The sequence below is a fragment of the Pengzhenrongella phosphoraccumulans genome (genome assembly GCF_045689905.1).
Taxonomy (GTDB): Bacteria; Actinomycetota; Actinomycetes; order Actinomycetales; family Cellulomonadaceae; genus Pengzhenrongella; species Pengzhenrongella phosphoraccumulans.
Window position 1 is genome coordinate 3,029,648 of the sequence record NZ_CP144210.1, and the last position, 25,847, is coordinate 3,055,494.

Annotated in this window: 19 protein-coding genes; 4 read left to right on the top strand and 15 right to left on the bottom strand. The window is 72.7% G+C overall.

The window, feature by feature from the left end:
• Window positions 1–71: 71 nt before the first annotated feature.
• The 6 genes from VTA80_RS13980 to VTA80_RS14005 all read right to left on the bottom strand — a co-directional run bounded on the left by VTA80_RS13980 (window position 72) and on the right by VTA80_RS14005 (window position 6,900).
• Entirely contained in the window at window positions 72–1,160 is a 1,089-nt protein-coding gene (locus tag VTA80_RS13980) for a LacI family DNA-binding transcriptional regulator (protein ID WP_407341704.1), read from the bottom strand.
• A 42-nt stretch (window positions 1,161–1,202) separates the two neighbouring features.
• Window positions 1,203–2,681 (bottom strand): GH1 family beta-glucosidase, encoded by a 1,479-nt coding sequence (locus VTA80_RS13985; protein WP_407341705.1) that lies wholly within the window; start codon window positions 2,679–2,681, stop codon window positions 1,203–1,205.
• A complete protein-coding gene (locus VTA80_RS13990; protein WP_407341706.1) occupies window positions 2,678–3,595 on the bottom strand; it encodes a carbohydrate ABC transporter permease in 918 nt (305 codons plus the stop codon). Before VTA80_RS13990 ends, VTA80_RS13985 begins: the two co-directional genes overlap by 4 nt.
• Window positions 3,592–4,599: a carbohydrate ABC transporter permease gene (locus tag VTA80_RS13995; RefSeq protein WP_407341707.1), complete on the bottom strand. Its 1,008-nt coding sequence runs from the start codon at window positions 4,597–4,599 to the stop codon at window positions 3,592–3,594. Before VTA80_RS13995 ends, VTA80_RS13990 begins: the two co-directional genes overlap by 4 nt.
• A gap of 136 nt (window positions 4,600–4,735) precedes the next feature.
• Complete coding sequence (locus VTA80_RS14000) at window positions 4,736–6,040, bottom strand: extracellular solute-binding protein (RefSeq protein WP_407341708.1); 1,305 nt, start codon at window positions 6,038–6,040, stop codon at window positions 4,736–4,738.
• Between the two features lie 344 nt (window positions 6,041–6,384).
• Window positions 6,385–6,900 carry a DUF2505 domain-containing protein gene (locus tag VTA80_RS14005; protein ID WP_407341709.1) on the bottom strand — a complete coding sequence of 172 codons (516 nt, stop codon included), beginning with the start codon at window positions 6,898–6,900 and terminating at the stop codon, window positions 6,385–6,387.
• Window positions 6,901–7,059: 159 nt separating this feature from the next.
• Here VTA80_RS14005 and VTA80_RS14010 point away from each other — a divergent pair, with 159 nt between their 5' ends.
• A complete protein-coding gene (locus VTA80_RS14010; RefSeq protein ID WP_407341710.1) occupies window positions 7,060–8,526 on the top strand; it encodes a sensor histidine kinase in 1,467 nt (488 codons plus the stop codon).
• Between the two features lie 90 nt (window positions 8,527–8,616).
• On the opposite strand, the gene VTA80_RS14015 is transcribed toward VTA80_RS14010, so the two are convergent.
• Window positions 8,617–8,865 (bottom strand): WhiB family transcriptional regulator, encoded by a 249-nt coding sequence (locus VTA80_RS14015; protein ID WP_407341711.1) that lies wholly within the window; start codon window positions 8,863–8,865, stop codon window positions 8,617–8,619.
• Window positions 8,866–9,068: 203 nt separating this feature from the next.
• Between VTA80_RS14015 and VTA80_RS14020 the strand changes: the two genes are divergently transcribed.
• Window positions 9,069–9,533 carry a hypothetical protein gene (locus tag VTA80_RS14020; protein ID WP_407341712.1) on the top strand — a complete coding sequence of 155 codons (465 nt, stop codon included), beginning with the start codon at window positions 9,069–9,071 and terminating at the stop codon, window positions 9,531–9,533.
• Here the strand turns inward: VTA80_RS14020 and VTA80_RS14025 are convergent.
• The 5 genes from VTA80_RS14025 to VTA80_RS14045 form a co-directional block, all read right to left on the bottom strand.
• Window positions 9,526–13,764 (bottom strand): FtsK/SpoIIIE domain-containing protein, encoded by a 4,239-nt coding sequence (locus VTA80_RS14025; protein ID WP_407341713.1) that lies wholly within the window; start codon window positions 13,762–13,764, stop codon window positions 9,526–9,528. The two genes, VTA80_RS14020 and VTA80_RS14025, sit on opposite strands and share 8 nt — an antisense overlap.
• A gap of 147 nt (window positions 13,765–13,911) precedes the next feature.
• Window positions 13,912–16,578, bottom strand: coding sequence for an ABC transporter permease (locus tag VTA80_RS14030; RefSeq protein ID WP_407341714.1), 2,667 nt, complete (start codon window positions 16,576–16,578; stop codon window positions 13,912–13,914).
• 23 nt (window positions 16,579–16,601) lie between these two features.
• The gene (locus VTA80_RS14035) at window positions 16,602–17,510 is read right to left on the bottom strand and encodes an ABC transporter ATP-binding protein (RefSeq protein ID WP_407341715.1); all 909 of its coding nucleotides are present in this window, start codon (window positions 17,508–17,510) and stop codon (window positions 16,602–16,604) included.
• Window positions 17,511–17,643: 133 nt separating this feature from the next.
• Window positions 17,644–18,375 carry a response regulator gene (locus VTA80_RS14040; protein ID WP_407341716.1) on the bottom strand — a complete coding sequence of 244 codons (732 nt, stop codon included), beginning with the start codon at window positions 18,373–18,375 and terminating at the stop codon, window positions 17,644–17,646.
• 109 nt (window positions 18,376–18,484) lie between these two features.
• Window positions 18,485–19,684 carry a sensor histidine kinase gene (locus VTA80_RS14045; protein ID WP_407341717.1) on the bottom strand — a complete coding sequence of 400 codons (1,200 nt, stop codon included), beginning with the start codon at window positions 19,682–19,684 and terminating at the stop codon, window positions 18,485–18,487.
• Window positions 19,685–19,896: 212 nt separating this feature from the next.
• Between VTA80_RS14045 and VTA80_RS14050 the strand changes: the two genes are divergently transcribed.
• A complete protein-coding gene (locus tag VTA80_RS14050) occupies window positions 19,897–20,589 on the top strand; it encodes a response regulator transcription factor (RefSeq protein ID WP_407341718.1) in 693 nt (230 codons plus the stop codon).
• Window positions 20,590–20,593: 4 nt separating this feature from the next.
• Window positions 20,594–21,925, top strand: coding sequence for an ATP-binding protein (locus tag VTA80_RS14055; protein ID WP_407341719.1), 1,332 nt, complete (start codon window positions 20,594–20,596; stop codon window positions 21,923–21,925).
• Between the two features lie 22 nt (window positions 21,926–21,947).
• Here the strand turns inward: VTA80_RS14055 and VTA80_RS14060 are convergent, their stop codons facing one another.
• The 3 genes from VTA80_RS14060 to VTA80_RS14070 all read right to left on the bottom strand — a co-directional run bounded on the left by VTA80_RS14060 (window position 21,948) and on the right by VTA80_RS14070 (window position 25,842).
• Window positions 21,948–22,493, bottom strand: coding sequence for a GtrA family protein (locus VTA80_RS14060; RefSeq protein WP_407341720.1), 546 nt, complete (start codon window positions 22,491–22,493; stop codon window positions 21,948–21,950).
• Window positions 22,494–22,542: 49 nt separating this feature from the next.
• A complete protein-coding gene (locus VTA80_RS14065) occupies window positions 22,543–23,091 on the bottom strand; it encodes a GtrA family protein (RefSeq protein WP_407341721.1) in 549 nt (182 codons plus the stop codon).
• A gap of 81 nt (window positions 23,092–23,172) precedes the next feature.
• Window positions 23,173–25,842, bottom strand: coding sequence for a hypothetical protein (locus tag VTA80_RS14070; protein ID WP_407341722.1), 2,670 nt, complete (start codon window positions 25,840–25,842; stop codon window positions 23,173–23,175).
• Window positions 25,843–25,847 lie beyond the last annotated feature (5 nt).

A 25,847-nucleotide genomic window follows, 5' to 3' on the forward strand; every position in this document is an offset into this window, starting at 1 on the left:
TCGCGGGCGCGCGTGGGGCTTGCTGGTGGGGGAGGAGGGGGAGGAGGGGGAGGAGGGAGTTCGGCCTTGGGTTAGGCCGAGGCGCGGATGATAAGTTCCGGGGCGAAGATCACCGGGGCGGGGTCGACCTCGTGGCCGGCGAGGAGATCGCGGAGGATCTCGCCGGCGGCCCTTGCCATATCGATAACCGGGTTGACGATCGTCGTCAGCGGCGGAGAGGTCGCGGTGGCCACCGCGAGGTTGTCGAAGCCGACGACGGCGACGTCGCCCGGCACCGTGCGGCCCGCGTCGGCCAGCACGCGGAGCGCGCCCGACGCCATGAGGTCCGAGGCGACGAAGATCGCGTCGAGGTCGGGGTGCTCGGCGAGCAGCTGGGTGGCGGCTCGAGCGCCGCCGTCGCCGGTGAAGTCGCCGTAGGCGATGGCGTCGCCCGCCAGCCCCGCATCGACGAGGGCGGCGGACCAGCCCTGCAACCGGTCGAGGCCGGCCGACATGTCCTGCGGTCCCGCGATCGTGGCGATCTTTCGGCGACCGATGCTCAGGAGGTACTCCGCTGCCATCCGACCGCCGCCGATGTTGTCCACGTCGACGTACCTGACCTGGTGCGGGCCCTCGAAGGGCCGACCGACGAAGACCGTCGGCACGGCCGACCGGCTCAGCTCGGCGGCGAGCACGTCGTCGCGGTGGTGGGACGCGACGATGGCGCCGTCCACGTGCCCCCCGCGCAGGTAGCGCAGGGTGCGGGTCGCCATGTCGTCCGGCCGGGCCATCACGAGGACGAGCTGCAGCTCGGTGTCCCGCAGCGCCGCGTTCAACCCGTTGATCGTGCCCGCGAAGAACGGGTCGGTAAGGACCCGGTCGTCCGGCTCCGGGACGACGAGCGCGACGGAGTTCGTCCGCCGGGTGACCAGGGTGCGAGCGGCCCGGTTCGGGATGAAGCCGAGATCGGCGACCGCGGCGTCTACGGCGGCCTGGGCCTCCGGGGACACCCGCAGGCCACCGTTGATGGCCCGCGATGCCGTCGACCGCGACACCCCGGCGCGCTCCGCGACCTGCTCGAGTGTGGGCACGCCGATGCGCACGGGGCCTGCTGGTGCGCTGCCGCGCACTGTGCCTGCCGCTACGGCTGGTCGGATCGACTGCTCGCTCTCGGTGGTCATGCGCCCCTCGCCTTGCGTGTCGTGCAGGATAGATCGATCTTGTCAGGCTTGGGTCGGCACCGAGTGGTCTCGCGGCGGTACACAGTTGCTCGCAGCGACTTGGGCGAACCAGAGTGCGCTCGCCTTGGGCGTGCGGACCTGGGTGTCGTAGTCGACGCGGACGATACCGAACCGCTGCTCGTAGCCCCACGCCCACTCGAAGTTGTCGAGCAGCGACCACGCGAAGTAGCCACGCACGTCGACGCCGAGGTCGATGGCGTCGTGCACGGCGCGCAGGTGCTGGTCGTAGTAGTCGAGGCGCGCGTCGTCCTGGACGAAGCCGTCCGCGTCCGGGACGTCGTCGTACGCGGCGCCGTTCTCGGTGACGTACAGGGCCACCCCGGCGGGGCCGGTGTAGTCCTGCTGAAGCCGGACGAGCAGCCGGGTGAGGCCCTCAGGCTGGACCTCCCAACCCATGCCGGTGATCGGCAGGCCGCGCAGGTGGCTGTGAGCATCGGGTGCAGCCGGGAACGGGGTCGACGTCGGCCGGGCGACCGGTGCGTTCCCGCCGGGCGCCTCGGGGGCCGGTCGGCCGCTGACCGCCTGGCCGTGGTAGTAGTTCACGCCGAGGGTGTCGAGGGGGGCGGAGATGATCTCGAGGTCGCCGTCCTTGATGTGGCTCGCCAGGCCGAGCTCTGCGACGTCGGCCAGCACGTCGGCCGGGTACGACCCGCGCAGCAGCGGGTCGAGGAAGATCCGGTTGAGCTGGCCGTCGAGCAGGCGGGCCGCCTCGACGTCACCGGGATCGGTGGGGTCGACGGGGTCGGGCACGTCGAAGTTGAGCGTGATGCCGAGGTTCGCCTCCGGCGCGCGCTTGCGCAGCTCGGTGACCGCGAGGCCGTGGCCGAGCAGCAGGTGGTGCGCCGCGGCCAGGCCGGCGGCCGGGTCCTGGTGGCCCGGCGCATGCAGCCCGGCGGTGTAGCCGAGGAACGCCGAGCACCAGGGCTCGTTGAGCGTGGTCCACACGTCGACCCGGTCGCCGAGGGCCTCGTGCATCCCGACGGCGTACTCCGCGAATCGGTAGGCCGTGTCGCGGTTGGTCCACCCGCCGGTGTCCTCCAGGGCCTGGGGCAGGTCCCAGTGGTAAAGCGTCAGCCAGGGGGTGATCCCCGCGCCGAGCAGCTCGTCGACCAGGCGTGAGTAGTAGTCGACGCCGACCGGGTTGATCGAACCGCCGTCGGGCCGCACGCGCGCCCACGACGTCGAGAAGCGGTAGGAGGCGAGGTTCAGGCGTGCCATCAGGGCGACGTCGTCGGCCATGCAGTGGTACTGGTCGCACGCGATCTCGCCGGTGTGCGCCCCGACGACCGCGCCCGGGATCCGGGCGAAGGTGTCCCAGATCGAGTCACGACGGCCGCCCTCGTGCGCGGCCCCCTCGACCTGGTAAGCGGCGGTGGCCGCCCCCCACAGGAAGCCGGGCGGGAACCGACGGGTCCCCGGGTCCGACGGCGACGGGGCCGTGCCGGTGAGCAGTTCGGTCATCCCTTGACCGCGCCCTGCATGATGCCGGACACGAGGTGCTTGCCGGCGATCGCGAAGACGACGATCAGCGGGATGGTCGACAGGGTCACTCCGGCCAGGATGAGCGAGTAGTCCTTGAAGTACGAGGACTGCAGCAGCTGGACCGCGACGGGCAGGGTGGGGTTGGACGAGCCGAGCACGATGAAGGGCCAGAAGAAGTTGGTCCAGGACCCGACGAACGTGAACAGCGCGAGCATCGCCGCGGCGGGGCGTGCCGCGGGCAGGGCGACGTGCCAGAACGTGCTGATCATCGAGCAGCCGTCGATCCGGGCGGCCTCGATCAGCTCGTAGGGGAGGGCCTCCTCGAGGTACTGGGTCATCCAGAACACCCCGAACGCGGTGACCATGGCGGGCACGATGACGGCGACGAGCTTGCCGGTCCAGCCGAGCTGGGACATGACGATGAAGAGCGGGACGATGCCGAGCTGGGTGGGGACGGCCATCGTGGCGATGACGAACACCAGCAGCGGGCCGCGACCGCGGAAGCGCAGCTTGGCGAAGGCGAACCCGGCGAGGGTCGAGAACACCACCACCGAGAACGACGTGATGGTCGCGACGATGACGGAGTTGCTCAGCGCCTTCCAGAACTGGATGTCGGAGGTGACCACGCGGGTGATGTTGTCGAAGAAGTGCTTGGCGGGGATCAGGGACGGGACGGGGTTCTGTGCGATCGTCTGGGCGTCGGACGAGCCGAGCAGGAACGAGTAGTACAGCGGGTAGGCCGAGATGAGGAGCGCGGCGGCGAGGATCGCGTAGGTCACCCAGCCGGGCCGGTGGTTCGCGCCGGCACCCCCGGCCATGCGCTTGCGCTTGCGGGCGGCCGCGCGGGCGGCACCGGCCCCGGCTGTCTGTGCGGTCATGGCGACGGAGGTCATTTCGACTTCCTTCCGGTCTTGGACTTGGAGGATCCGGAGGTGGCGATGCGCCGCGTGATAGCGAAGTTGATCAGGCCGATGGCGATGATGATGAGGAACAGGATCCAGGCGACCGCGGCGGCGCGGCCGAAGCTCTTCTGGGCGCCCCAGCCGAGCTCGTAGAGGTACATGGTCACGGTCATCCACTGGCGGTCGGCGCCGCCCTGGCCGAACTGGTCGAACATGCGCGGCTCGTCGAAGATCTGCAGGCCACCGATGGTGGACGTGATCACCACGAAGATGAGCGTGGGGCGGAGCATCGGGATGGTCACCGAGAAGAACCGCCGGGCGCGCCCGGCGCCGTCGATCACGGCGGCCTCGTACAGGTCGCGCGGGACGGCCTGCATGGCCGCGAGCAGGATCAGGGTCGTGTAGCCGGTCCAGCGGAAGTTCACCATCGTGGCGATCGCGAAGTGGCTCGGCAGCACCTCGGCGTGCCAGCGGATCGGGTCGATCCCGATGTCACCGAGCAGGGTGTTGATGAGGCCGGACTGGTCGGCGAACATCTTCGAGAAGATCAGGCCGACGGCGACGGGGGCCACCACGTACGGCAGCAGCACGCCCATGCGCCAGAACGTCTTGGCGCGCAGGTTCGCGTCCAGGACCGCCGCGAGGACGAGCCCCAGGAAGACCTGGGGGACTGAGGAGAGCAGGAAGATGCTGAAGGTGTTGCGCAGTGCCGTCCAGAAGTTGGGGGCCTGCAGGACGGTGACGAAGTTCTCGAGCCCGACGAACCCGCCCTTGCCGCCGATGAGGTTCCAGTCGTGCAGCGAGACCCACGCGGTGTAGCCGAGGGGGAACAGGCCGACGACGGCGAACAGCAGGAAGAACGGAGAGATGTACAGGTAGGGCGAGAGCTTGACGTCCCAGCGCCCCAGCTTCTGGCGGAAGGCGATCCGCCGCGGCGCGCTGTCCGGGGCCGGTACGAGCTCGGGTTCGAGGTTCGGGGGGCTGATCACGGCCATGAGGAATCCTTCGGCGCGGGTGAGGGTGGGGCAGGCAAGGCAGCGGGCACAGAAGGCCGCGGGCTGCAACCGTGCGCTGCGGGTCCGCCGGATGGTGCTGGCGGACCCGCAGCGGGACTGCTGGTGTGCGGACTACTTAGCCGAGGGCCTTGACGTCCGTCTGGAACTTCGCCCAGGACGACGCCGCGTCATCGGTCTTGTCGACGTCCACGCGGGACAGCGCCTGCTGCATCGCGTCGTTGATCGCGAAGTAGTTCGGGCCCTTGAACGGGGCGACCTTGACGGCGTTGGCGCGGTTGGCGAGGAGCTCACCGGTCTTGGCGTTGTTGAAGAACGCGTTGGTCACGCCGAGCAGGTCGGGGCTCGTGAGGGCCTCGGTCTGGGACGGGAACGTGCCCTTGGCGACGAACGCCTTGATCTGCTGCTCGGGAGCCGTGAGCCAGGCGGCGAGCGCCTTGGCCTCCGCCTGGTGCTTGCCCTGGGCCGGAACGGTCAGGAACGAGCCGCCCCAGTTGCCGCCGCCGCCGGGGAAGACATCAGCGATGTCCCAGCCGGTGACGCCCTTGGCGTTGCCCTCGATGACACCGAGCATCCACCCGGGGCAGAGCATGGTCGCGAAGCCGTTGTTCTGGAACGACGCGGTCCAGTCCTCGCTCCACTGGCCGAGGTGGGCGGAGAGCCCATCGGTCGTGGAGGCGCCGAGGACGGTGTCGTAGAGCTTGCGGACGTCGGGGTTGTCGGCGGCGATGATCGTGCCGTCGGCCTTCTCGTACGCGTTCTCGAGCTGGTTGACCATGCCCTGGTACGTGGCGCCCGCGGAGTCCATCCACGGCGTGCCGGTACCGGCGGCGGTGAACTTCTTGCCGGCGGCGAAGTAGTCGTCCCAGGTGGCGGACTCGCCACCGAGGAGGGTGGCGACCTCGGCGCGATCGGTCGGCAGACCGGCGGCCTTGAACAGGTCGGAGCGGTAGCAGACGCCCTCCGGGCCGATGTCGGTGCCGTAGCCGATGAGAACGCCGTCGGCCGTGGTCGCCTGGGCGACCTTCCAGTCGAGCCAGCGGCCCTCGACGGCCTTGTCCGTCAGGTCGACGAACTTGTCCGGGTACTGCATGAGCTCGGGGAGCCAGTCGACCTCGATGGCCTCGACGTCGGACAGGCCGGAGCCGGCCGCGAGCCGCGTGTTCATGTTGTCGCGGGCCTCGTTGGAGGTCGCGGCCTTCTTCTGCTCGACCGTGATGTTCGGGTTGAGCTTCGTGTACTCGGCGAGAAGGTCCTCGTAGCCGAACTCGTTGAACGTGGCGACGGTGAGGGTGATCTTCTCCGTGCTGCTCGCCGTCGTGGCGTCGCCGCTCGTCGTGCCCGAGGCACACCCGGTAGCGAGCAGGGCCACACCCGTGGCCCCTGCTGCGAGTGCCCACATCCTGCTGTTGCTCTTACGCACTGTGACTCCCTTGTCAGTTGGCCCGGCGTCCTCGCCGGGCACTTGGTCGAAGCTGATTGAGACTGACCTGTTCAAAGATGGAATCGCTCCCACCGCCCCGCAATGTTGCCGATGCTCTGCGCGGGAGCGCTCCCATGGGTTGTAGTTGAAGAGTGATCCCGTCCGCCCAGGGTGTCAAGGGCGCGCACTGGCGAATGGGCGTGGTAGCGCTCCCATCCAAGTAAAGGTGCAGGTCACAGCGTTTCGACGTTTCGTGGCGTTACGGAATCGTTACGCTGGCGCGCCCTCGGGGCGTGAGATCGGACACGTCGACGATGGGATCCGCCGACGGCGTCGCGGCCGGTTCAGGCGTTCTCGTGCTGCCCGCGGCCCTCGAGCCAGTCGGTCCCGGACTGCTGCTCTGCCTCCAGGGCGGTGCGGACCGCGCGGGCGGCGGCCTCCTCGATCGCGGCGCCGAAGAGCGGCACCCCTGCCTTCACCTCGCCGGCGTAGGTCAGCACGCTGGCATCGAGGCCGTCCTGCACGAGGCTCGTGGTGCCGGTCAGGCGCACCGGCGCGCCGGCGATCTCCACGACGACCGTCCCACGGCGGCCGTCGTCGCCCGGGGCCTCCCAGGCCTCGATCTGCCGGACCTCGAGGCTGGCGCCGACGAAGGCGCGGATGTTCGCCGGGATCTGATCGGTGGGCATCGACCGCCGAGTGGTGATCGTGAACGCGCCGTCGGCGCTGCCGAGGATGTCGACGTGCGTGGCGGTCGCCCCGCCGGCTGCGACCCGCGCACGCCCGTAGGCAGGGTCGGACAGCATGGCGGCGACGGTCGAGACATCCGCTCGGTACCGCAGCTCTACGTTGACGTACACCTGGACTCGGCCTCCTTCGCCCGCGCCCGGTTACACGCCGGCCGCGATGTCCCCGCGGGGGACTCGCTGGTACACCCTGAAGATTAGCGAAGGTCGGGGCGTGGTGGGCGCCGGTGCGCGCCGGTGAGGTGCTGCAGTACCCGCATTAGGCTGACTCGCGTGCCTACGCTGAGCGATCTGGTCGCCACTCACGCCGACCTCGAGTCCGCCGACGTCGAATGGCTGCACCTGCTGCTCGGGGACTGGCAGGTCATCGCGGACCTCGCGTTCGCCGACCTCGTGCTCTGGCTGCCGACCCGGGACGGCGACTTCATCGCCATCGGGCAGTGCCGCCCGAGCACCGGCGCGACGGTGCACTACGACGACATCGTCGGTGCACGCGCCCCCGAGGGGCAGCGGTCCCAGCTCCGGCAGGCGCTCACCGAGGTGCGGTCGCAGCGTTCGCGCGAGCCGCGCTGGTTCGGTTCCTACGCCGTGCGCGAGGAGGCCGTCCCGGTCGTGCGCAACGGGCGCGCGATCGCCGTCGTCGCCCGGCAGACCAACCTCGGCGGTGCGCGCACGCCGAGCCGGCTCGAGCTCAACTACGTCGAGGCCGCCGACGACCTCATGGGCATGATCGCGCGCGGCGAGTTCCCGCTGCGCAACTCCGCCACCGGCTCGCGGCGCGGTGCCCCGCGCGTCGGGGACGGCCTGATCCGCCTGAACTCCGAGGGCGAGGTCCTGTACGCCAGCCCGAACGCACTGAGCGCCTTCCATCGGCTGGGGGTCCTCGGGTCGCTGGTCGGTCGGTCGCTGATCGAGGTCACCACCAAGCATCTCGAGCAGAAGATGCCGGTGGACGAGTCCATGCCGCTGGTGGTCATGGGGCGGGCGCCGTGGCGCACGGACATCGAGACCCGCGGCGTGTGCCTGTCGCTGCGCGCGGTCCCGCTCACCGAGAACGGCCAGCGCACCGGAGCCGTGCTGCTGTGCCGCGACGTGTCCGAGCTGCGGCGGCGCGAGCGCGAGCTCATCACCAAGGACGCGACGATCCGCGAGATCCACCACCGCGTGAAGAACAACCTGCAGACCGTGGCGGCCCTGCTCCGGCTCCAGGCGCGCCGGCTCGAGTCACCCGAGGCGCGCGCCGCGCTCGAGGAGGCCATGCGCCGGGTCGCGACGATCGCACTCGTGCACGAGACGCTCTCGCAGACCCTCGACGAGACGGTGCCGTTCGACGTGCTCGTCGGGCGCAGCCTGCGGCTCGCCGCCGACGTGGCGTCCGCGGGCGGCCCGGTGCGGACCGTGACGACGGGCGCGTTCGGCCTGGTTCCCGCGGCGGACGCGACGGCGCTCGCCCTCGTGCTCACCGAGCTGGTGACGAACGCCGTCGAGCACGGGCTCGGGACGACCGAGGGGGGCACGGTCGAGATCCGGGCCGAGCGCGAGGGGCAGGAGCTGCGCGTCGTCGTCGAGGACGACGGCGTCGGCATGGATCCCGAGAAGGGTGCGGGCTCGGGGCTGGGCACGCAGATCGTGCTCACGCTCGTGACGAACGAGCTGCGCGGCACGATCGAGTGGCGTCCGCGCGAGGGTGGCGGCACGCAGGTCGTGCTGCACGTGACGCTGCGTGCCCCGACGACCTAGCCCGGGGCCCGGCACGACACAGGCCCCGACGAAAGGATCCGTCGGGGCCTTGGTGACGCGGGGCGTCAGGTTCGTGTGTCCAGCGTGAGGTCAGCTGGCGCGACGCTGGCGGGCCGTGCGGCGCTTGAGGGCGCGGCGCTCGTCCTCGGACAGGCCACCCCACACGCCGGCATCCTGGCCGGACTCGAGCGCCCACTTCAGGCACGTGTCGACGACCGGGCACCGGTTGCAGACGCTCTTGGCCTGTTCGATCTGCGCGAGCGCAGGTCCGGTGTTTCCGATCGGGAAGAAGAGTTCGGGGTCTTCTTCCAGGCACGCAGCGCGGTGGCGCCAATCCATAGCTTCTCCTAGGCACAGGTCGAGGCAGGCCCTGTCTGGGCTGGTCTCAAGGGGGGGTCGAAAGAACGCGGCTCAGATAAGGCTCCCCCTAGTCGGGGTCCAACACAAGGGTCCTCGGTCGCATTTCTCCCTCTCTGTCCGAGGCGTTCGTCACACCTTTGGGGGCGAACGGCGGGATTGGTTCACGTCGTAGGCTCAATTCCATGCCGTCCGCTCCGCGAGATCCCGTGCCTGTGCCCGCCCGGCCGAACCGCCCCGCAGCGGCCCGGCCCGTCGTGCTCGCGGGGGTCTGCCTGGTGGTGTTGTTGCAGGCCGCAGTGCTGATCGGCCTCGCTGGCGCCTGGGTTCGCGACCTGATCGCGGGGGCCAGCGAGATCCCCGGCGCGACGCTGTTTCTTATCGCATTCGCCGTCGGGATCGCCGCGCTCCTGATCGCGTCCGCGCGCGCGCTGTGGCGCGGGCGGCGATGGGCGCGCTCTCCGGTCATCACCTGGCAGATCCTGCTGATCGCGATGTCGGCCGGCTGGCTCGGCGTCGAACGGACGAGCTGGGCGGTGGCGGTCCTCGTCAGCTCGCTCCTCGTCGTGGTCGGTCTGCTCCTCCCGGCGGTCGTGGCGGCGACGTCCGGTCGGGCACCGGTGGCCGACGGCGACTCGCCGGTCAGCTGACCTCCGGGTCGAGCACCTGCACGACGACGAGGTCGCGTCCGTGCTGGCACACGCCCCGTCCCGCGGCGTGCGGGTGCGCGGGGTCCACGACCCAGTCGAGCGCGACGCCGAACACCTCCCCACTGCCCGGCTCGGCCGGCGCAAGCACCAGGCCTCGGCGCACCGACCGCAGCGCGCCCAGGGCCCCGCGGTGGGCGATCGCGGCGCGCGCGGTCGACGCCGACGCGATGACCCGCACGCCGGGGCCGGCGTCGGTCACCAGGGCAGCGAGCCGGTCGCCGGTCGCGGGCGACAGCTGCTCGAGCACCTCCAGGTCGTCGACGAGCAGGACCGTCCCGGCGGGCAGGCCGCCGTCGAGCAGCCGGTCGATGTCTGCCGGGACGAACCCGACGGTGCGGGTTGCGGCGCGTCCCTCCCCGACCTCGCGCGCCGGGCCGTCCCGCGCGATCACCGCCACGGGGCGGCCGAGGTCGCCCAACGCCGAGGTGAGCACCGCGAGGGCGGTCGACCGGCCCGAACCCGGGGGACCGACGACGAGCGCGCCGCGGGAGACGTCGAGGCGGACCGGTCCGCAGTCGTCCCCGCCGAGACCGACGATCGGATGGGTGCCGTCGCCGCTGTCTGGGAGGTCCGGGAGCGCCAGGAGGTCCGAGCGGGGGACGCGCTCGGGCAGCGGTGCGAGGCGCATGGCCCGGTCCGCAGGCGCCGCACTGGCCCACCGCCGCGTGGCTCCCGCGTCGGCCGGGTCGGCGACGGCCACCTGGCACAGCACCGCGCCCAGGGTGTCGCGGGCGACGCCGGGACCGACCGGGGGGAGCCGGATCGCGCGCCCGGGGCCTCGGCGCGCACCGGTGAGATCGGCCGGAACACCGGCGAGGGACTCCGCCACGCGGTCGCCGACCGCCAGTACGAGCCGTTCGGCGAACAGCGCCCCGATCGTTCCGGGCGCCGCCGAGCCGGTCGCCGCGAGGACCGCGACCGCGCGACCGCGCCCACGTCGCAGCAGGTCGACGAACCGGTCGACGCCGGCTCCCCGGGCCACCCGGGCCACGGACTCGAGCGCGGCGTCCAACCCGTCGACAACGAGCAGCTGCGGTGCTGAGACACGGTCGGGTCTGCCCGGGGCGCCGCCCGCAGCCGACGGGTGGGGCTGGGACCCGAGCCAGGTCACCAGGCGAGCGAGTCGCAGCGGCTCGTCCGGTCCGACGACCGTGCCGAGGCCGGGGTGGTCCGCCAGCCCGGCGAGCAGGGTCGCCGGCAGGCCGACGGCGTGCACGTGCCAGCCACGCGCCAGCGCGGCGCAGGTGGCGGTGTGCAGGGTCTGGCTGCGACCCGAGCCCGGTGCGCCGAGGACGAGGAGGTGACCGGCCATCGGGTCCCACCGGACCACCGCGCGGCGCTGCGCGGCAGGCACGTCGGCCAGGGCGAGCGGGAACGCCGTCGTTCCGCCGGCGGATAGGGCGGGGTCGTGCCCGAGCAGGTCGCGTGCGAGCACGTGCTGCGGGAGCGGGGGCAGCCACGGCGGCTGCGGCAGCGGTACCCCCGAGTCGGTGGCCGCGGTGCGGGCCGCGTCGACGAAGGTCCGCGCCGGGCTCGGGCTACCAGCAGGCGGTTCCACCAGCGCCATTGTCGCGACTGGGTCGCGGTCGGCCCGGGGCCAGGCCGGCGCGAGGCGCACCGCCCCGGTCGTGCCTGTCGCGAGGCCGTCGGCGTGCGCCACCTGGACCTCCTCGGGCGGGAGGGAACCGCGGCGCACGATCGCGCGGCCGGGGAGCGTGGCGGGGATCCGGGCGGCGTCGGCCACCTCGACGACGTCGAGCGAGTCCGCCGCGTCGGTCACGCGCAGCGCGATCCGCAGCGCGACGTTGGCCCGCAGGTCGGCGCCGACCGCCCCCGCCGGACGCTGGGTCGCCAGCACGAGGTGGATCCCCAGCGAGCGTCCCTGCGCCGCGACCCGCAGCAGCCCGGGCACGAACCGCGGGAGCTCGTCGGCGAGAGCGCGGAACTCGTCGACCACCACGAGCAGCCGCGGCGGGACCGGCGACCGGCCCGGAACGCGTCGCAGTGCGGCCAGGTCACTCACCCCCGCGGCGGCGAGAAGCCGTTCCCGGCTGCGCAGCTCGGCGCGCAGCCCGAGCAGGGCGCGCGCGGCGAGCTCGTCGTCGAGGTCCGTGACCTGCCCGACGACGTGCGGCAGCTCGGCGCACCCGCCGAAGCTCGCGCCGCCCTTGTAGTCGATGAGCGCGATCGCGAGGTCGGCCGGGGAGTGGGTCAGGGCGAGCGACAGGAGCATCGTCTGCAGGAGCTCGGACTTGCCGGCACCCGTCGTTCCGGCGACGAGCGCGTGCGGACCGTCCCGGACCAGGTCAAGCACGACCGGCCGACCTCCGGCCCCGAGCCCGAGGCAGAACGACAGGTCTGCCCGCGGTCCGGAGCCGGCCCGGTGCCAGGTCGCCGCGACCGCACCGGCGAGCGCAGCCTCGTCGCCTGGGGAGGGGATGCCGGGGAGGTCGGCGAGCGCCACCGTTGTCGGCGGCTCCTCGCGCGGGCGCGCCTGGCCCCGGATCGCCGCTACCCGGCGGGCGTATCCCTGCGCCCACGTGTCCGAGACCGCGAGCAGGGGAACGGTGCGCTCGGTGCCGTCGGGCAGCTCGAGCGTCGCGTGCTCGCTCCCGGCGCGCACGGTCAGCACCGTCCGGCACCACGCGGGGACGTTCGCGCGCCGGGACTCGACGACGAGTACGGCGGCGCCCTGGCCCCCCGCCCAGCGGTGCGCGAGATCGAGGCGCGTGGTGCCGCGCGGCTGATCGGCGACGACGAGGCCTCCCACTGCCGAGCCGTCCCGGTCGAGCCAGCGGCACCACGCCCAGTCGGAGGCCGTGCCGGGTGATGATCGGACAGAGAGAGCTGCTGGCCCGTCCGCGCTGCCCCCCGGCCCGAGGGGAACGGAGGCCGCGATCAGGGCGCGCGCGGCTGCCAGCGCGAGCGACCGCGGCCCGACCACCGCGAGGCATCCGTCGGGCGCGAGAGACCGCACGCTCCACGGGGGCGTTGCGGCGGGGACGGCGGCGTCGGGCGACCCGGCTGGCGGCCCGTCGCGCGTGCGAGCGGGCGACGGGACGGCCGGACCCGCCAGCAGCCGTAACGCCCGGGTCGTGAGGTCCGCGGGCGAGGGCGCGGCATCGTGGAGGTCGTCTGGTCGGTCGTCGTGCGCGCGGTCGTGCCCGGCGGGGCGGCTGACCCCGTTGCCGACGCCGTGGCCGACCCCGTTGCCGACCCCATTGCCGACCTCGGCGCCGAGCCCGCGGCCGGTCACGCGGCCGCGCAGCCACGGCCACGCCGCGACCACCGGGCCGAGCAGCGCGAGCGCGAGCAGGGCGCGATTGCCGGTGCTCAGGGCCAGGACGAGCGATCCGATCGCGGGCCCGAGCCACAGCCCGGGTGACGCGCCGGTCGCCCGAGGGGGTCGGCCGCCGGCCGCGCTCGGGTTCGGGCGCAGCACCGCGACGCGCCGCAGCTCGAGGATCGTTGCGCCGAGCACCAGCCGGTCGCCAACACGGAGGCGGGTGCCACGGCTGCGGATACGACGGAGTCCGAGGCCACGGAGTCGGCGGCCACGGAGGGTGAGGCGACTGAGCTTGATCCGACTGAGCTGGAGGCCATGGAGTCGAATGCCACGGAGCCGAACGGACCGCAGCGCTCCGCTGCGGAACAGCGGGATCCGGCCGAGCGGTCGGCCCCGGTCCGGGTGCCCCCGACGGCGGTTGCGGGCGGTCCGGAGCTCGGTGCCGTTGCTTGACCCCAGGTCTCGGGCGCGCGGTCCCGCGCGCCCGACCGTCAGCTCGACGTGGCGCCGAGAGACGCCGGCGTCGTCGATCGCCAGGTCGCCCGCCCGCCCCACGACGACCGTCCGGTCGAGCGCGATCAGCGCGCCGCAGTCCGGTCCCGAGACGACCGCGAGATGCCAGTGCGCGCGCAGCGCCGCCCGGTCGCGGTCGATCTGCCCCGCCCCGACCCGCAGGATCGCCCCTGCCCGCAGCGGCACCTGGCCGGTGAGGTGGTCGGCGTCGAGGAGGGTCTCGTCGACGGCCAGCACGACGGCGCCGTCGGCCAGGTCGGCCCGGTCGGTCACTGCCGCGAGGAGCGGGCGCAGGTCACCCAGCCGCGCGCCGTCGGGGACGTCGAGGTCGACGTCGGGCATGCCGGGCAGCCCGGCCAGGGTGAGGCGCACGAAGCCACCTTGGCTCCGGCACGACAGCCACGACCGGCGGGCCTGCGGACGCCGGGGATGGTCCCCGGGTCCACAGGCCCGCCGGTCGGATCGCGAGGTGTTCCTCGATCCCAGGGTCCCTCAACCCCAGGGTCACTCATCCCGAGATCAGTCCACCGCGAGCGCCGCCACCGGCGACGTGCGGGCCGCCGCGCGTCCCGGGATCACCGAGGCGAGCAGGCCCGCCACCAGCGCCACGAGCACGACCAGGCCGAGGTCCCGCCACGGCACCTCGAACTGCACGTCGCCGAGCGACCCGAGCGCCGTCGCGGCGCCCGCCCAGCCGTACAGCGTGCCGAGCCCCGCGCCGATGACCGCGCCGACGCCCGCGATGAGCATCCCCTCGATCGCAAGCATCGTGCGCAGCTGGCGACGGGACAGCCCGATGGCCCGCAACGTCGCCGACTCGCGCCGACGTTCGATCACCGACAGCGACAGCGTGTTCGCCACGCCGATGAGCGCGATGAGGACCGCGACGCCGAGCAGCCCGACCACGACCGCGAGCAGCGTGTCGATGATCTTCTGGAACTGCGCGTGCTCGACTGCGGCCCCACTGACCTGCACAGCGGTGTCGGACAGCGCATCCTCGATCGCGGGCACGACCACGCCGGCCTGGTTGACGTCGGTGAGCCGGACCCAGACCTGGTTGGTCGGCAGGTCGGCACCGGTGCGGGCCAGCGCGGCGGGGCTGAGCAGCAGCCCGCCGGGCAGGTCGGTGAGCACGGCGGTGAGCTCGACGGGCTCACCGGCGCTCTGGTCGAGGCCGTCGTTGCCGACGATCGTGGGCGTCACCGTGATCACCTGGCCGTCCGTGATGCCGTGCTGGGCCGCGGTGTCGCGGGAGACGACGACGTGGAGGTCGTCGAGCCCGGCCATCATGGTCGGCGCGCGCAGCACGGTCTTCGCCTCGGCGGGATCGAGCGCCATCGCGTTCGACCAGACCGTCTGCCCGGCGAAGTCGAGCTGCACCACGACGTCGCGCAGCGTGATCGCCTCGGCGACCCCCGGGACGTCCGCGATGGTCTTCACCAGGGCGGGCGTCACGAGCTCGACCGCCGCGCCGTCGGTCGTCATCGAGGGCGCATCGCGGCCGATGGCCACGTCGACCGGGAACTGGCTGTCGAGCGCACCGCCCAGGGTCGTCCGTGCGCTCGCGGCGCCGGTGCTCATCATCGCCACCAGCGTGACGCCGATGAGCAGGGCCGCGCTCGTGGCGGCGGTGCGACGCGGGTTGCGGATCGTGTTGGCGACGGCGAGCTTGGCCGCCGTCCCCGACGGCGCGAGCAGCCGACCGGCCGCCGCGACCACGGTCGGCACCCAGAACACGGCGCCGACGAGCACGCCGACGAACGACAGCGCACCTCCGAGCACGCCGACCCCGAGCGCGGCGAGCGCATCCATCGTGGACGCCCCGGCGACGGCCCACCCGAGCAGGGCGACCCCTGCAAAGGTCGCGAGGCACGACAGCACCAGGCGCGGCAGGTTGCGGCGGTGGGTGAACGTGGGCGCGTCGGCGGGCCGCAGCGCGGCGAGCGGTGCGACCCGGGTGGCGGCCCGAGCGGGCGCGAGCGCGGCGAGCACGGTGACGACCGTGCCGATCGCGAGCGGGACGAGGACCACGGCCGGGGTGATCGAGACGTACGCCGGCAGCGGCACGCCCGTGATCATCCGGTCGAGGACGACGAGCGTGACCTGCGCCAGCCCGATCCCGATCAGCAGGCCGAGCGACGACGCGGCGAGCCCGAGCAGGCTCGCCTCGAGGAGCACCGAGCGACGCAGCTGCGACTTGGTCGCCCCGACGCAGCGCAGGAGCGCCAGCGCCCGGGTGCGCTGCGCGATGAGCACCTGGAACGTGTTGGAGATGACCAGGGCCGCGACGAGCAGCGCGATGGCGGCGAAGCCGAGCACGATCGTGGTGAAGATCTCCGACCCGCCGGTCAGCTCGCCGACGGTGGCCTTCGCCTCGGCGTCCTTGGTGCGGATCACCGTGCCCTCGGGCGCAGCCGCCTGGAGGGCGGCCGTCACCTGGGTGACGTCGGCGCTGTCGGCCAGGGCGACGACGGCGCGGGCGAAGGTCGCCGCGGCCGGCGCGCCCATCGATCCCGCCGTATCCTGCGCGGCCCAGCGGTCGGCGTCGTCGGCGGTGATCACCACGGCGCCGCCGGACTGCGCGAACGCGCCGTTCGGGTCGTCGAGGAGCCCGACGACGGTGAGCTTCTCGGGGGCGGTCGTCCAGGTCCCGGCCGCTTCGGTGCCGGCGCCCTCCTCGCCCGTGCCCGACGGCGGGGTCGCTGCGGGCTCGGTGCTCGCGGCGTCGGGCGTCCAGACCTCGCGGTTCGCCGTGACGACCCCGCCGATCCTGACGCCGAGGCGCTCGGCCAGCGCGGCGGGCAGGGCTGCCTGGCCGGGGTCGGTCGGGAAGGTCCCGGAGGTCAGGACCTGCGCCTCGAACCGGGGGTCGGACGCCGTGGCGGTGATCTCCGGCACGGCGCGCTTGGCGCCCGCGACGAGCTCGACCCAGGTCGAGCGGCGTCCGTCGACGGCGTCGACCCCGCGTGTGCTGCGCATCGCCGCCAGGTCGTCGGGGGTGAGGCCGACGCCGGTGCCGTCGTCCGGCGCCGTGACCACGAGGTCGGCATCGGCGAAGGACGCCGCGATGGCGTCGTAGCTGGTGCGGGTGATGACCCCGCCCGCGACGAGGGTCGCCGCGACGAAGGCGGTGCCGATGACGATCGCGAGACCCGCGGCGGCCAGCCGTCCGAGGCTACGGCGCATCTGGGCGAACGTGAGGCGCCACATCAGCGGGCCACGGTGTTCGTGGAGGTGCTCGTCGTGGAGGTGCTCGTCGCGGCGGTGGGGTCGGCAGGGGAGCCCGCGGTGCGGGAGCCGCTCTCGAGCGTGCGCAGTGCGTCGAGCCCGGCAAGCACGGACTCCGGCGTCGGGTTGGTGATGTCGCCCGCGATCGCGCCGTCGGCGAGCAGCACCACGCGGTCGGCGTACGCGGCCGCGGCGGGGTCGTGCGTGACCATGATGACCGTGCGCCCGAGCTCGCGCACCGAGCGGCGCAGGAAGCTGAGCACCTCGGCGCCGGAGCGCGAGTCGAGGTTGCCGGTGGGCTCGTCGGCGAACACGACGTCGGGCCGGGCGATCAGGGCCCGGGCGATCGCGACCCGCTGCTGCTGGCCGCCGGAGAGCTCGGCCGGACGGTGCGTGAGGCGGTCGGCGAGGCCGAGGGTGGCCACGAGCGTGTCGAACCACTCCCGCGAGGACGCCTTGGCCGCTGCCCGCGCCGTCGACTCGCGCGGCAGGCCCGCGAGCTCGAGCGGCAGCAGGATGTTCTGCTCCGCGGTGAACATGGGCAACAGGTTGAACGACTGGAACACGAACCCGACGCGATCGCGCCGCAGCCGGGTCAGCGCGTCGTCGTTCAGCCGGGTGATCTCGGTCTCGCCCAGGAAGGCCTGGCCCGACGACGCGCTGTCGAGCCCCGCGAGCAGGTGCATCAGCGTGGACTTGCCGGAGCCCGACGGGCCCATGATCGCGGTGAACGCGCCGTCGGCGAAGTCGACGTCGACGCCGTCGAGCGCTCGCACGGTCGCCTCACCGGTGCCGTAGACCTTGGTGAGTGCGCGGGCCCGCACCGCGATGGTGCCGGCGGTTCGCGGTGCGTGGTGGGGGGACACAGCGGGCTGGACGGTGGTGTCCACAACAACTCCTGGCGTCGGTAACGGGGTACGTCCTCGACGCTACGGACCGCGCCTACCGCACCGCATCGCCCCCCAGACGCTTCCGCCGTCATCCCCCGGTACGACCCCCGTCCGGGAGCCTCCCCCGCCGGTGTCAGGCGCCGGGGTTGACCAGGCCGGTCTCGTAGGCGAAGACCACCGCTTGGACCCGGTCGCGGACCTCCAGCTTGGCCAGGACCCGGCCGACGTGCGTCTTGACGGTGGCCTCCGCGACGAACAGGTCGCGGCCGATCTCCGTGTTCGAGCGCCCGTGGGCCATGAGCACGAGCACCTCGCGCTCGCGGTCGGTGAGGTGGCTGAGCGTGATCTCGCCGGCGGACCGCGGCGCGTCCGGCGCGGGCGGGGCGGGCAGCGTCGTCATGAGGTGCTCGAGCAGTCGGCGCGTGCTCGACGGCGCGATCACGGCGTCGCCCGCGTGCACGGTGCGGATCGCGGCCAGCATCTCCTCGGGCAGCGCGTCCTTGAGCAGGAACCCGCTCGCGCCGGCGCGGATCGCGGCCAGCACGTACTCGTCGAGGTCGAACGTGGTGAGCACGATCACGCGCGGCACGACCATGCCCTTCGCTGCGGCCTCGGTCAGCCGGGCGGTCGCGGCCAGCCCGTCGAGCCGGGGCATGCGGACATCCATGAGGACGACGTCGACGTGCTCGCCGACCGCTGTCGCGCTGCGGGTCAACAGGCGCACCGCCTCCTCACCGTCCCCGGCCTCGGCCACCACGCACAGGTCCGGCTGGGAGTCGATGACCATCCGGAACCCGGCGCGCACGAGCTGCTGGTCGTCGACGAGCGCGACGCGGATCGGCGAGGCGTCGGGGGAGGGGGTCACGGGAGGGTCCTTCGGGTCGGGGTGGTGCACGGGTCAACCAGTGTCGGGCCGGCAAGCAGCCCCCGCGGCGAATGGCCGACGGCGGTGCGGGTCGGGTCGGGCGGGACGCTCACGTGACAGCCGCCGGCGAAGGAGGCATCGGCAGGTCGACCCGCACCCGGAACCCGCCCCCGGCGCGCGGCCCGGCGGCGACCGATCCGCCGAACATCGCCGCGCGTTCGCGCATGCCCACCAGGCCCTGCCCGCGACCGTCCGAGACGGCGGCGGCGCCGCGACCGTCGTCGGACACCTCGAGCGCGAGCGCCTCGGGCAGCCACTGCACCAGCACGGTCACGCTCGGGTCCGGGCCGGCGTGCTTCATGACGTTGGTGAGCGACTCCTGGCAGATCCGGTAGGCGACCATGCCGGCCCCGGGTGGCAGGGTGCGCGGCGCGCCCATCCGCGCGAACGACACGCGCATCCCGCTCGCGCGCATCTGCTCGACGAGCTGCTCGAGATCGGTGGCCGCCGGTTGGGGCACGAGCGCGGTCGCGCCGTCCTCCCCGACGCGCAGCACGCCCAGCAGGCGGCGCATGTCGGCGAGCGCGGCCCGGCCCGTCTCGGCGATGGTGCCGAGCGACCGCGCCGCCGCCGCGGGGTCGGCCTGGGCGGCGTACCTGCCGCCGTCGGCCTGGGCGATGATCACCGAGAGCGAGTGGGCGATGATGTCGTGCATCTCGCGGGCGATCCGCGCGCGCTCGGCCGACGTGGCGAGCTGGGCCTGCTGGTCGCGCTCGACCTCCAGCCGCTCGGCCCGGTCGCGTAGCGCGATGAGGGTCTCGTAGCGCGCGCGGCGCACCAGCCCGAAGGCCCACACCGCCAGCGCGGTGACCGACGCGAGCAGCCAGATGGCCACGAGCCCGGCCCCGTTCTGCTGCAGCACCAGGGTGACCGCGAGCAGGAGCGAACCGGTCAACGCGCCCGCGATCGCCGTGCGGTGCGCCCAGCGCGGTCCGTACACGGTGACCGAGTAGAGCGCGATGAGCACGGCGATGTCGGCCGGGAAGATCAGGGACTGGCCGGCCAGGACGTGCACCAGGCCGACGGCGAAGACCGCGATGGCGGAGGCGACGGGACGGGTGCGCCGCCAGGCCAGCGGGAGGATGACCAGCAGGGCCCAGACGTGGGTCGCGGTCGAGGTGGTGGAGTACCCGGTGAGGAGGTCGGTCGCGGTCGGGACCGCGACCAGCGCGAACAGGCCGGCGGCGAGCGCGTCGAGGTGGAACGCGTGCGCGTCGACCCAGCGGTTCCACCGCTCCCACCAGCCCATGGCGACCAGCCTAAGCAGCCCGGCGGCGGGTCGGCGTCGGCCACCAGGGGGATCGGGGCCGCGCGGGCCTCCACCCGGGGGTGCAGGACGCCGTCTCGGGCCCCGCTTCGCACGGGCTGCGGGCCTGGTGCGGTGCGACTCACATCTCTCCCGTGGGCCTTGGTTTGCCGATTGTTGGGCGAGATGGGGGTCGGGTGACCTAGCATGGCGAAATGACCCAGGTACTGCTGGCAGAAGACGACCCCGCGATTGCCGAGCCTTTGGCCCGAGCCCTGAGCCGTGAGGGCTATGACGTAATCGTGCAAGGAACTGGTCAAGGCGCGATCGACCATGCCCCAAGCGCAGACCTGGTCGTGCTGGATCTCGGGCTGCCGGACATGGACGGACTCGACGTCGCCCGGGCCATCCGGAACCAGGGCCTGACCACGCCGGTGCTGGTCCTGACGGCCCGCGCGGACGAGGTCGACCTCGTCGTCGGGCTCGACGCCGGTGCCGACGACTACGTCACCAAGCCGTTCCGCCTCGCCGAGCTGCTCGCGCGGGTGCGGGCGCTGCTGCGGCGCGCGCACGGCGACCCCGTCGACGAGGACGACCTGCAGGCGCAGAACGTCCGGATCGACGTCGCGGCGCACCGCGCGTTCCAGGGCGACCGCGAGCTGCACCTGACGGCCAAGGAGTTCGACCTGCTGCGCGTTCTGGTGGCCGCGTCGGGCACCGTCGTGTCCCGCGAGACCCTCATGCGCGAGGTCTGGGGCACCGACCCGTCGGGCTCGACCAAGACCCTCGACATGCACGTGTCCTGGTTGCGCCGCAAGCTCGGCGACGACGCCAACGCCCCCCGCTACGTGAGCACGGTCCGGGGGATGGGCTTCCGGTTCGAGACCGGCGAGCACGCGGTGGCCTAGCTCGATGCGCCGTCGCGTTCTGCAGGCGACGATCGCCGCCGTCACGGTCGCCGTCGTCCTGCTCGGCTTCCCGCTCGCGTTCCTCGGTGCGCAGTACGCGCGCGACAACGAGCTGCGCGAGCTCGAGACGCGTGCCTCCAACCTCGCGTCCACCATCGACTTCCGGTCCTCGCGCAACATCGCGCTGAGCGAGGGGATGCTCGACTCCTACACCGGCGGGATGAACTCGCTGCCGGCGTCGGTGCTCGTGATCGAGCCGGACGGCACCCGGCTGCAGTCCGGCGAGCCGATCGAGGGCAAGTCCCTGTCCGCGCAGGCGAACGCCGCGACCGGCGCGCTCGTGATCCTCACCATCTCGTGGTGGGACGTGTTCTGGCTCAGCGCGCAGATAGTCGGGCTGGTGGTCGTCGCGGCCGTGGTCGCGTTCGCGGCCGGGATCGCGATGGCGATGTGGCAGGCGAACCGGCTCGCGGCGCCGCTCGTGTACCTCGCCGCCTCGGCGGAGCAGCTCGGCTCGGGACAGGTCCGCCCGCGGCTGGAGCCGTCCGGCGTCGAGGAGATCGACCTGGTGGCCGCCGAGCTGGCGCGCAGCTCGGACCGGATGGCCGGCCGTCTCGCCGCCGAGCGCCAGTTCGCCTCCGACGCGTCCCACCAGCTGCGCACGCCGCTGACCGCGCTGTCGATGCGGCTGGAGGAGATCGCGTACGCGAGCGAGAAGCCGGAGGTCCGCGAGGAGGCCCGGATCGCGCTCGAGCAGATCGAACGCCTCGTGACGGTCGTGGACGACCTGCTGGGGCGCTCCAGGCGCACCGCGGGCGGCACGACCGAGGCCGTGCACCTCAGCGAGGTCACGCGCCAGCAGGAGGAGGAGTGGGCGCCGACGTTCGCGGCCGCCGGGCGCCGGTTGGTCTTCGACGTGCCCGACGACGTCCAGGTGCTCGCGACCCCGGGCGCGCTCGCCCAGGCGATCGCCACCCTGATCGAGAACTCGCTCAAGCACGGCGGTGGGCAGACGACCGTCCGGTCGCGCCCCAGCGGTGCGAGCGGCGCGATGGTGGTCGAGATCGCGGACGAGGGCGAGGGCGTGCCCGACGACATCGCGCCGCACATCTTCGAACGCGGCATGACGTCCGGCAACGGCACCGGGCTCGGCCTGTCGCTCGCGCGCGACCTCGTCGCGGCCGACGGCGGCCGGATCGAGCTCGCGCAGCGCCGGCCCGCGGTGTTCGCGGTGTTCCTGGCCGGCGTGCCGAAGTCGCTCGACCCCGACATCGTGCTGCCGCGGGGGTCGCGGGTGTCCACGGACAAGGTGCGACGTCGTCGTCGGCCGGGGTAGTTCGAGGTGAAGTGCGAGCCCGCTACGCGGGTGACGGCGCGGTGGCGACCGGGATCGCTCCAGTGGCGGCGACGCGGACGAGCTCGTCCGGCGTGCCGGTGAAGACCACGCGCCGGTAGAACGTGTACCGGAAGATCGTGCCCAGCACGAGCCCGATGACGTTCGCGGAGATGTTGTCCGCGAGCGGGGAGGTCAGGCCGAGCAGGTAGTGCGAGAAGGCCAGGCAGCCGACGGCGACCCCGAGCCCGCCCGCGTTGACCAGGGCGAACGTGGCCAGCTCGCGGCCGCGACCGGCGGTGCGCCGGTCGGCGAAGGTCCAGTACCGGCTGCCGAGCCAGGCCGCGATCGTGGAGATCGCGACGCTGGCGACCTTGGCCGTGAGCGGCCGGTCGCCGAGCAGCTCACCCGGGCCGTAGCGCAGGAGGTTGAACGCGGTGAAGTCGATGACGTAGGCGGTGGCGCCGACGGACCAGAACCGCGCGAGCTCGCCGACGCGGATGCGGGCGCCGAAGACGTGGATGGTCCGATCGAGCAGGCGGGGCCTGGGGGTGCCGCCGCGGGTGCTCATCAGGTGAGGGTAACGCGGCGGGGGCGCGGGTCCGGCCGCGGGGAGGGCATCACGGGCGGACGGCGTCGACCCTGGCCGTGTGGACTGGCACGTCGGCGGCGCTGGCGGCAGGCTCGGTGGACCCGCCCGTGAAGACGAGGCGCCGGTAGAAGACGTAGCGGAATGCCGTGCCGAGGAAGAGCCCGACGACGTTCGCGGAGATGTTGTCGGCGAGCGGCGAGGTCAGCCCCAGGACGTAGTGCGAGAACGCGAGGCAGCCGACGCCGATGATCAGGCCGCCGACGTTCACCACGACGAACCCGGCGAGCTCGCGCCGGCGCGAGGACGTCTTGCGGTCGGAGAAGGTCCAGTACCGGTTGCCGAGCCAGGCCACCAGGGTGGCGACAGCGACCGAGATGACCTTGGCGGTCAAGGGCTTGTGGATCAGCAGGTCGCCCGGGCCGAAGCGGAGCAGGTTGAACAGGCCGAGGTCGACGACGTAGGCGACGGCGCCGACGGAACCGAACCGGGCGAGCTCGGCGAGCCGGGCGCGGGCGGCGGGGAGCCATGACCTTGTGCCGGGAGCCGGGGGCTGGCTCGGTGCAACGTCAGAATCCACGACGTCGACTCTATCGGTTTCGATGGTCATTCGAGGGGTCACTCCGATCACCTCCCCTCGCTCGGTTGGCGCCGGGGTTGCTCACCTGGCGGTGACGGTGGTGCAGCGGAGCATGGGGTTGTCGCCGGCGGGGGTGTTGATGGCGTAGACGCAGATGGCGTGGTTGCCGGGGGTGGTGGCGATGGTGGTGGAGAAGCCGTGGCGGTCGCCGTGGCCGAAGGCGGCGGCGACGTCGGGGCGGCTGAGGTCTGCGGTGATGGCGCGCACGGTGCCGTCGATGTAGATGTGGACGTCGATGGGGTTGGTGGTGTCGGGGTCGAGGGCCCAGCCGGCGAAGGTGATGGTGTTGGCGGTGGTGGTGAGGGCGTCGAGGTTCGCGATGGGGGTCGCGTTGGCGGCGGTGACGGTGGTGCAGCGGAGCATGGGGTTGTCGCCGGCGGGGGTGTTGATGGCGTAGACGCAGATGGCGTGGTTGCCGGGGGTGGTGGCGATGGTGGTGGAGAAGCCGTGGCGGTCGCCGTGGCCGAAGGCGGCGGCGACGTCGGGGCGGCTGAGGTCTGCGGTGATGGCGCGCACGGTGCCGTCGATGTAGATGTGGACGTCGATGGGGTTGGTGGTGTCGGGGTCGAGGGCCCAGCCGGCGAAGGTGATGGTGTTGGCGGTGGTGGTGAGGGCGTCGAGGTTCGCGATGGGGGTCGCGTTGGCGGCGGTGACGGTGGTGCAGCGGAGCATGGGGTTGTCGCCGGCGGGGGTGTTGATGGCGTAGACGCAGATGGCGTGGTTGCCGGGGGTGGTGGCGATGGTGGTGGAGAAGCCGTGGCGGTCGCCGTGGCCGAAGGCGGCGGCGACGTCGGGGCGGCTGAGGTCTGCGGTGATGGCGCGCACGGTGCCGTCGATGTAGATGTGGACGTCGATGGGGTTGGTGGTGTCGGGGTCGAGGGCCCAGCCGGCGAAGGTGATGGTGTTGGCGGTGGTGGTGAGGGCGTCGAGGTTCGCGATGGGGGTCGCGTTGGCGGCGGTGACGGTGGTGCAGCGGAGCATGGGGTTGTCGCCGGCGGGGGTGTTGATGGCGTAGACGCAGATGGCGTGGTTGCCGGGGGTGGTGGCGATGGTGGTGGAGAAGCCGTGGCGGTCGCCGTGGCCGAAGGCGGCGGCGACGTCGGGGCGGCTGAGGTCTGCGGTGATGGCGCGCACGGTGCCGTCGATGTAGATGTGGACGTCGATGGGGTTGGTGGTGTCGGGGTCGAGGGCCCAGCCGGCGAAGGTGATGGTGTTGGCGGTGGTGGTGAGGGCGTCGAGGTTCGCGATGGGGGTCGCGTTGGCGGCGGGCGGGGGAGTTGCTGCGGGAGTCAGCGCATTCGGCGTGACTTGGACTCGCGCGCTGGTGGGGCCGACGGAGACGGTGGTGAGCGTGTAGTCGGACCGCGGGATCGCGTACACCGATCCGGGACGCATCGACTCGAGGCCGGAGCCCGTCGAGGCCTGCATGTTCACGAGCTGAGACGTCGGCGCGCCGGCCGAGGGCACCCGACGGTGGACCTGGACCCCTGCCCACGAGGCCGTTCGTACGTCCCGGCCCGTCGCCGGGCGGAAGTCGACGTACAGGTCGATTCCGTCCCAGGTGGGGATGCGCAGAGCGCGCACCTGGGAGGGCTGGGTCAGGGCCGCGAGATCGACAGTGACAGTGGCGGTCGGGGAGGCGTCGACCGTCTGGACGAACCCCAGGCCGGTGGCTAGAGCTGTATTCAGGCTTCCTGGGATCTGCCCGGTCGAGTACCCCATGACATCCGCGCCGTCGTAGTACTCGCGGACGGTGCACGAGTCAGACAGCGGGACAGCAGCCCCACCGGAGGTGCACGTCAACTGGTTGGCGTGACCAAGTCCGAGGTTGTGCCCGATCTCGTGGGCGACCACATCGGCGCGTGGGTACCCGTTGACCCACACCCGGGAGCCGTTCACCGAACCTAGGCCCGCCCACCCACCGCAATCGGCTCGGTAGGGGAAGTAGACGACCACGTGGTCGCGCAGGCCGCTCGGTGCCGCCTGCTGGTGCGCCGCAAGGGCGGCGTTGAACAGGGTTGTGACGTTGCACGTGCCCGGATCGGCGATCTGCGCCCAGTCGTTGACCGTGGTCGTGATCGACAACTGGCCGTTCGACTGGTCGGACCAGAACTGAGCCGTCTGATCGGCGACAGTTCGCAGGGACGCGAGGTTCGCCGCGTCGCGGGCCGACCAGTAGACGGGAAGGATGGTGAGGTGGTGCTGTCCGACGGTCGCCAGCGTCGCGTCTGCCCCGGCTTCGCCCGCTGGGTTCGCAGCGGCCGCTGGCACGACGGCGGTCACCTCGACAACCGACGCGTCGGCCTGCTGCGTCTCGTCCGCCGTGGCAAGCTCGGCCAGCGCAGCGTCTGCGCTCATCCCATCAGGGACCGTCAAGGTCACGGAGACGGCCTGCCCATCGGTCAGCGTCGACGGCGACTCCAGCGGCGGGAGATCGATCAGGGTGCCGCTCACGTCGACGAAGAGCTCGGTCGTGAGCGCCCCGGCCGCTTCGCCGGCGTTCGGTTCGGGAGCGTCCGCGGTGAACTCGCCTACGGGGTCAACGACGATCTCCTCCACGATCCCGCTGACGGTGACGTCGTTGGGCCCGTCGGCCCCGGTGGACGCCACGGCCGCTCCGGCGGAGCCCAGCCACAGCAGTGCGACAAGTCCGGCGGCGGCGGTCCGGCGGGCCGTCAGAAGGCTTTTCACGGGAG

Bases quoted from the DNA above. Each gene is read 5' to 3' on its own strand.
- VTA80_RS14050 (WP_407341718.1), top strand. From the start codon at position 19,897: ATGACCCAGGTACTGCTGGCAGAAGACGACCCCGCGATTGCCGAGCCT.
- VTA80_RS14060 (WP_407341720.1), bottom strand. From the start codon at position 22,493: ATGAGCACCCGCGGCGGCACCCCCAGGCCCCGCCTGCTCGATCGGACC.
- VTA80_RS13995 (WP_407341707.1), bottom strand. From the start codon at position 4,599: ATGGCCGTGATCAGCCCCCCGAACCTCGAACCCGAGCTCGTACCGGCC.
- VTA80_RS14055 (WP_407341719.1), top strand. From the start codon at position 20,594: ATGCGCCGTCGCGTTCTGCAGGCGACGATCGCCGCCGTCACGGTCGCC.
- VTA80_RS13980 (WP_407341704.1), bottom strand. From the start codon at position 1,160: ATGACCACCGAGAGCGAGCAGTCGATCCGACCAGCCGTAGCGGCAGGC.
- VTA80_RS14015 (WP_407341711.1), bottom strand. From the start codon at position 8,865: ATGGATTGGCGCCACCGCGCTGCGTGCCTGGAAGAAGACCCCGAACTC.
- VTA80_RS13990 (WP_407341706.1), bottom strand. From the start codon at position 3,595: ATGACCTCCGTCGCCATGACCGCACAGACAGCCGGGGCCGGTGCCGCC.
- VTA80_RS13985 (WP_407341705.1), bottom strand. From the start codon at position 2,681: ATGACCGAACTGCTCACCGGCACGGCCCCGTCGCCGTCGGACCCGGGG.
- VTA80_RS14045 (WP_407341717.1), bottom strand. From the start codon at position 19,684: ATGGGCTGGTGGGAGCGGTGGAACCGCTGGGTCGACGCGCACGCGTTC.
- VTA80_RS14020 (WP_407341712.1), top strand. From the start codon at position 9,069: ATGCCGTCCGCTCCGCGAGATCCCGTGCCTGTGCCCGCCCGGCCGAAC.
- VTA80_RS14030 (WP_407341714.1), bottom strand. From the start codon at position 16,578: ATGCGCCGTAGCCTCGGACGGCTGGCCGCCGCGGGTCTCGCGATCGTC.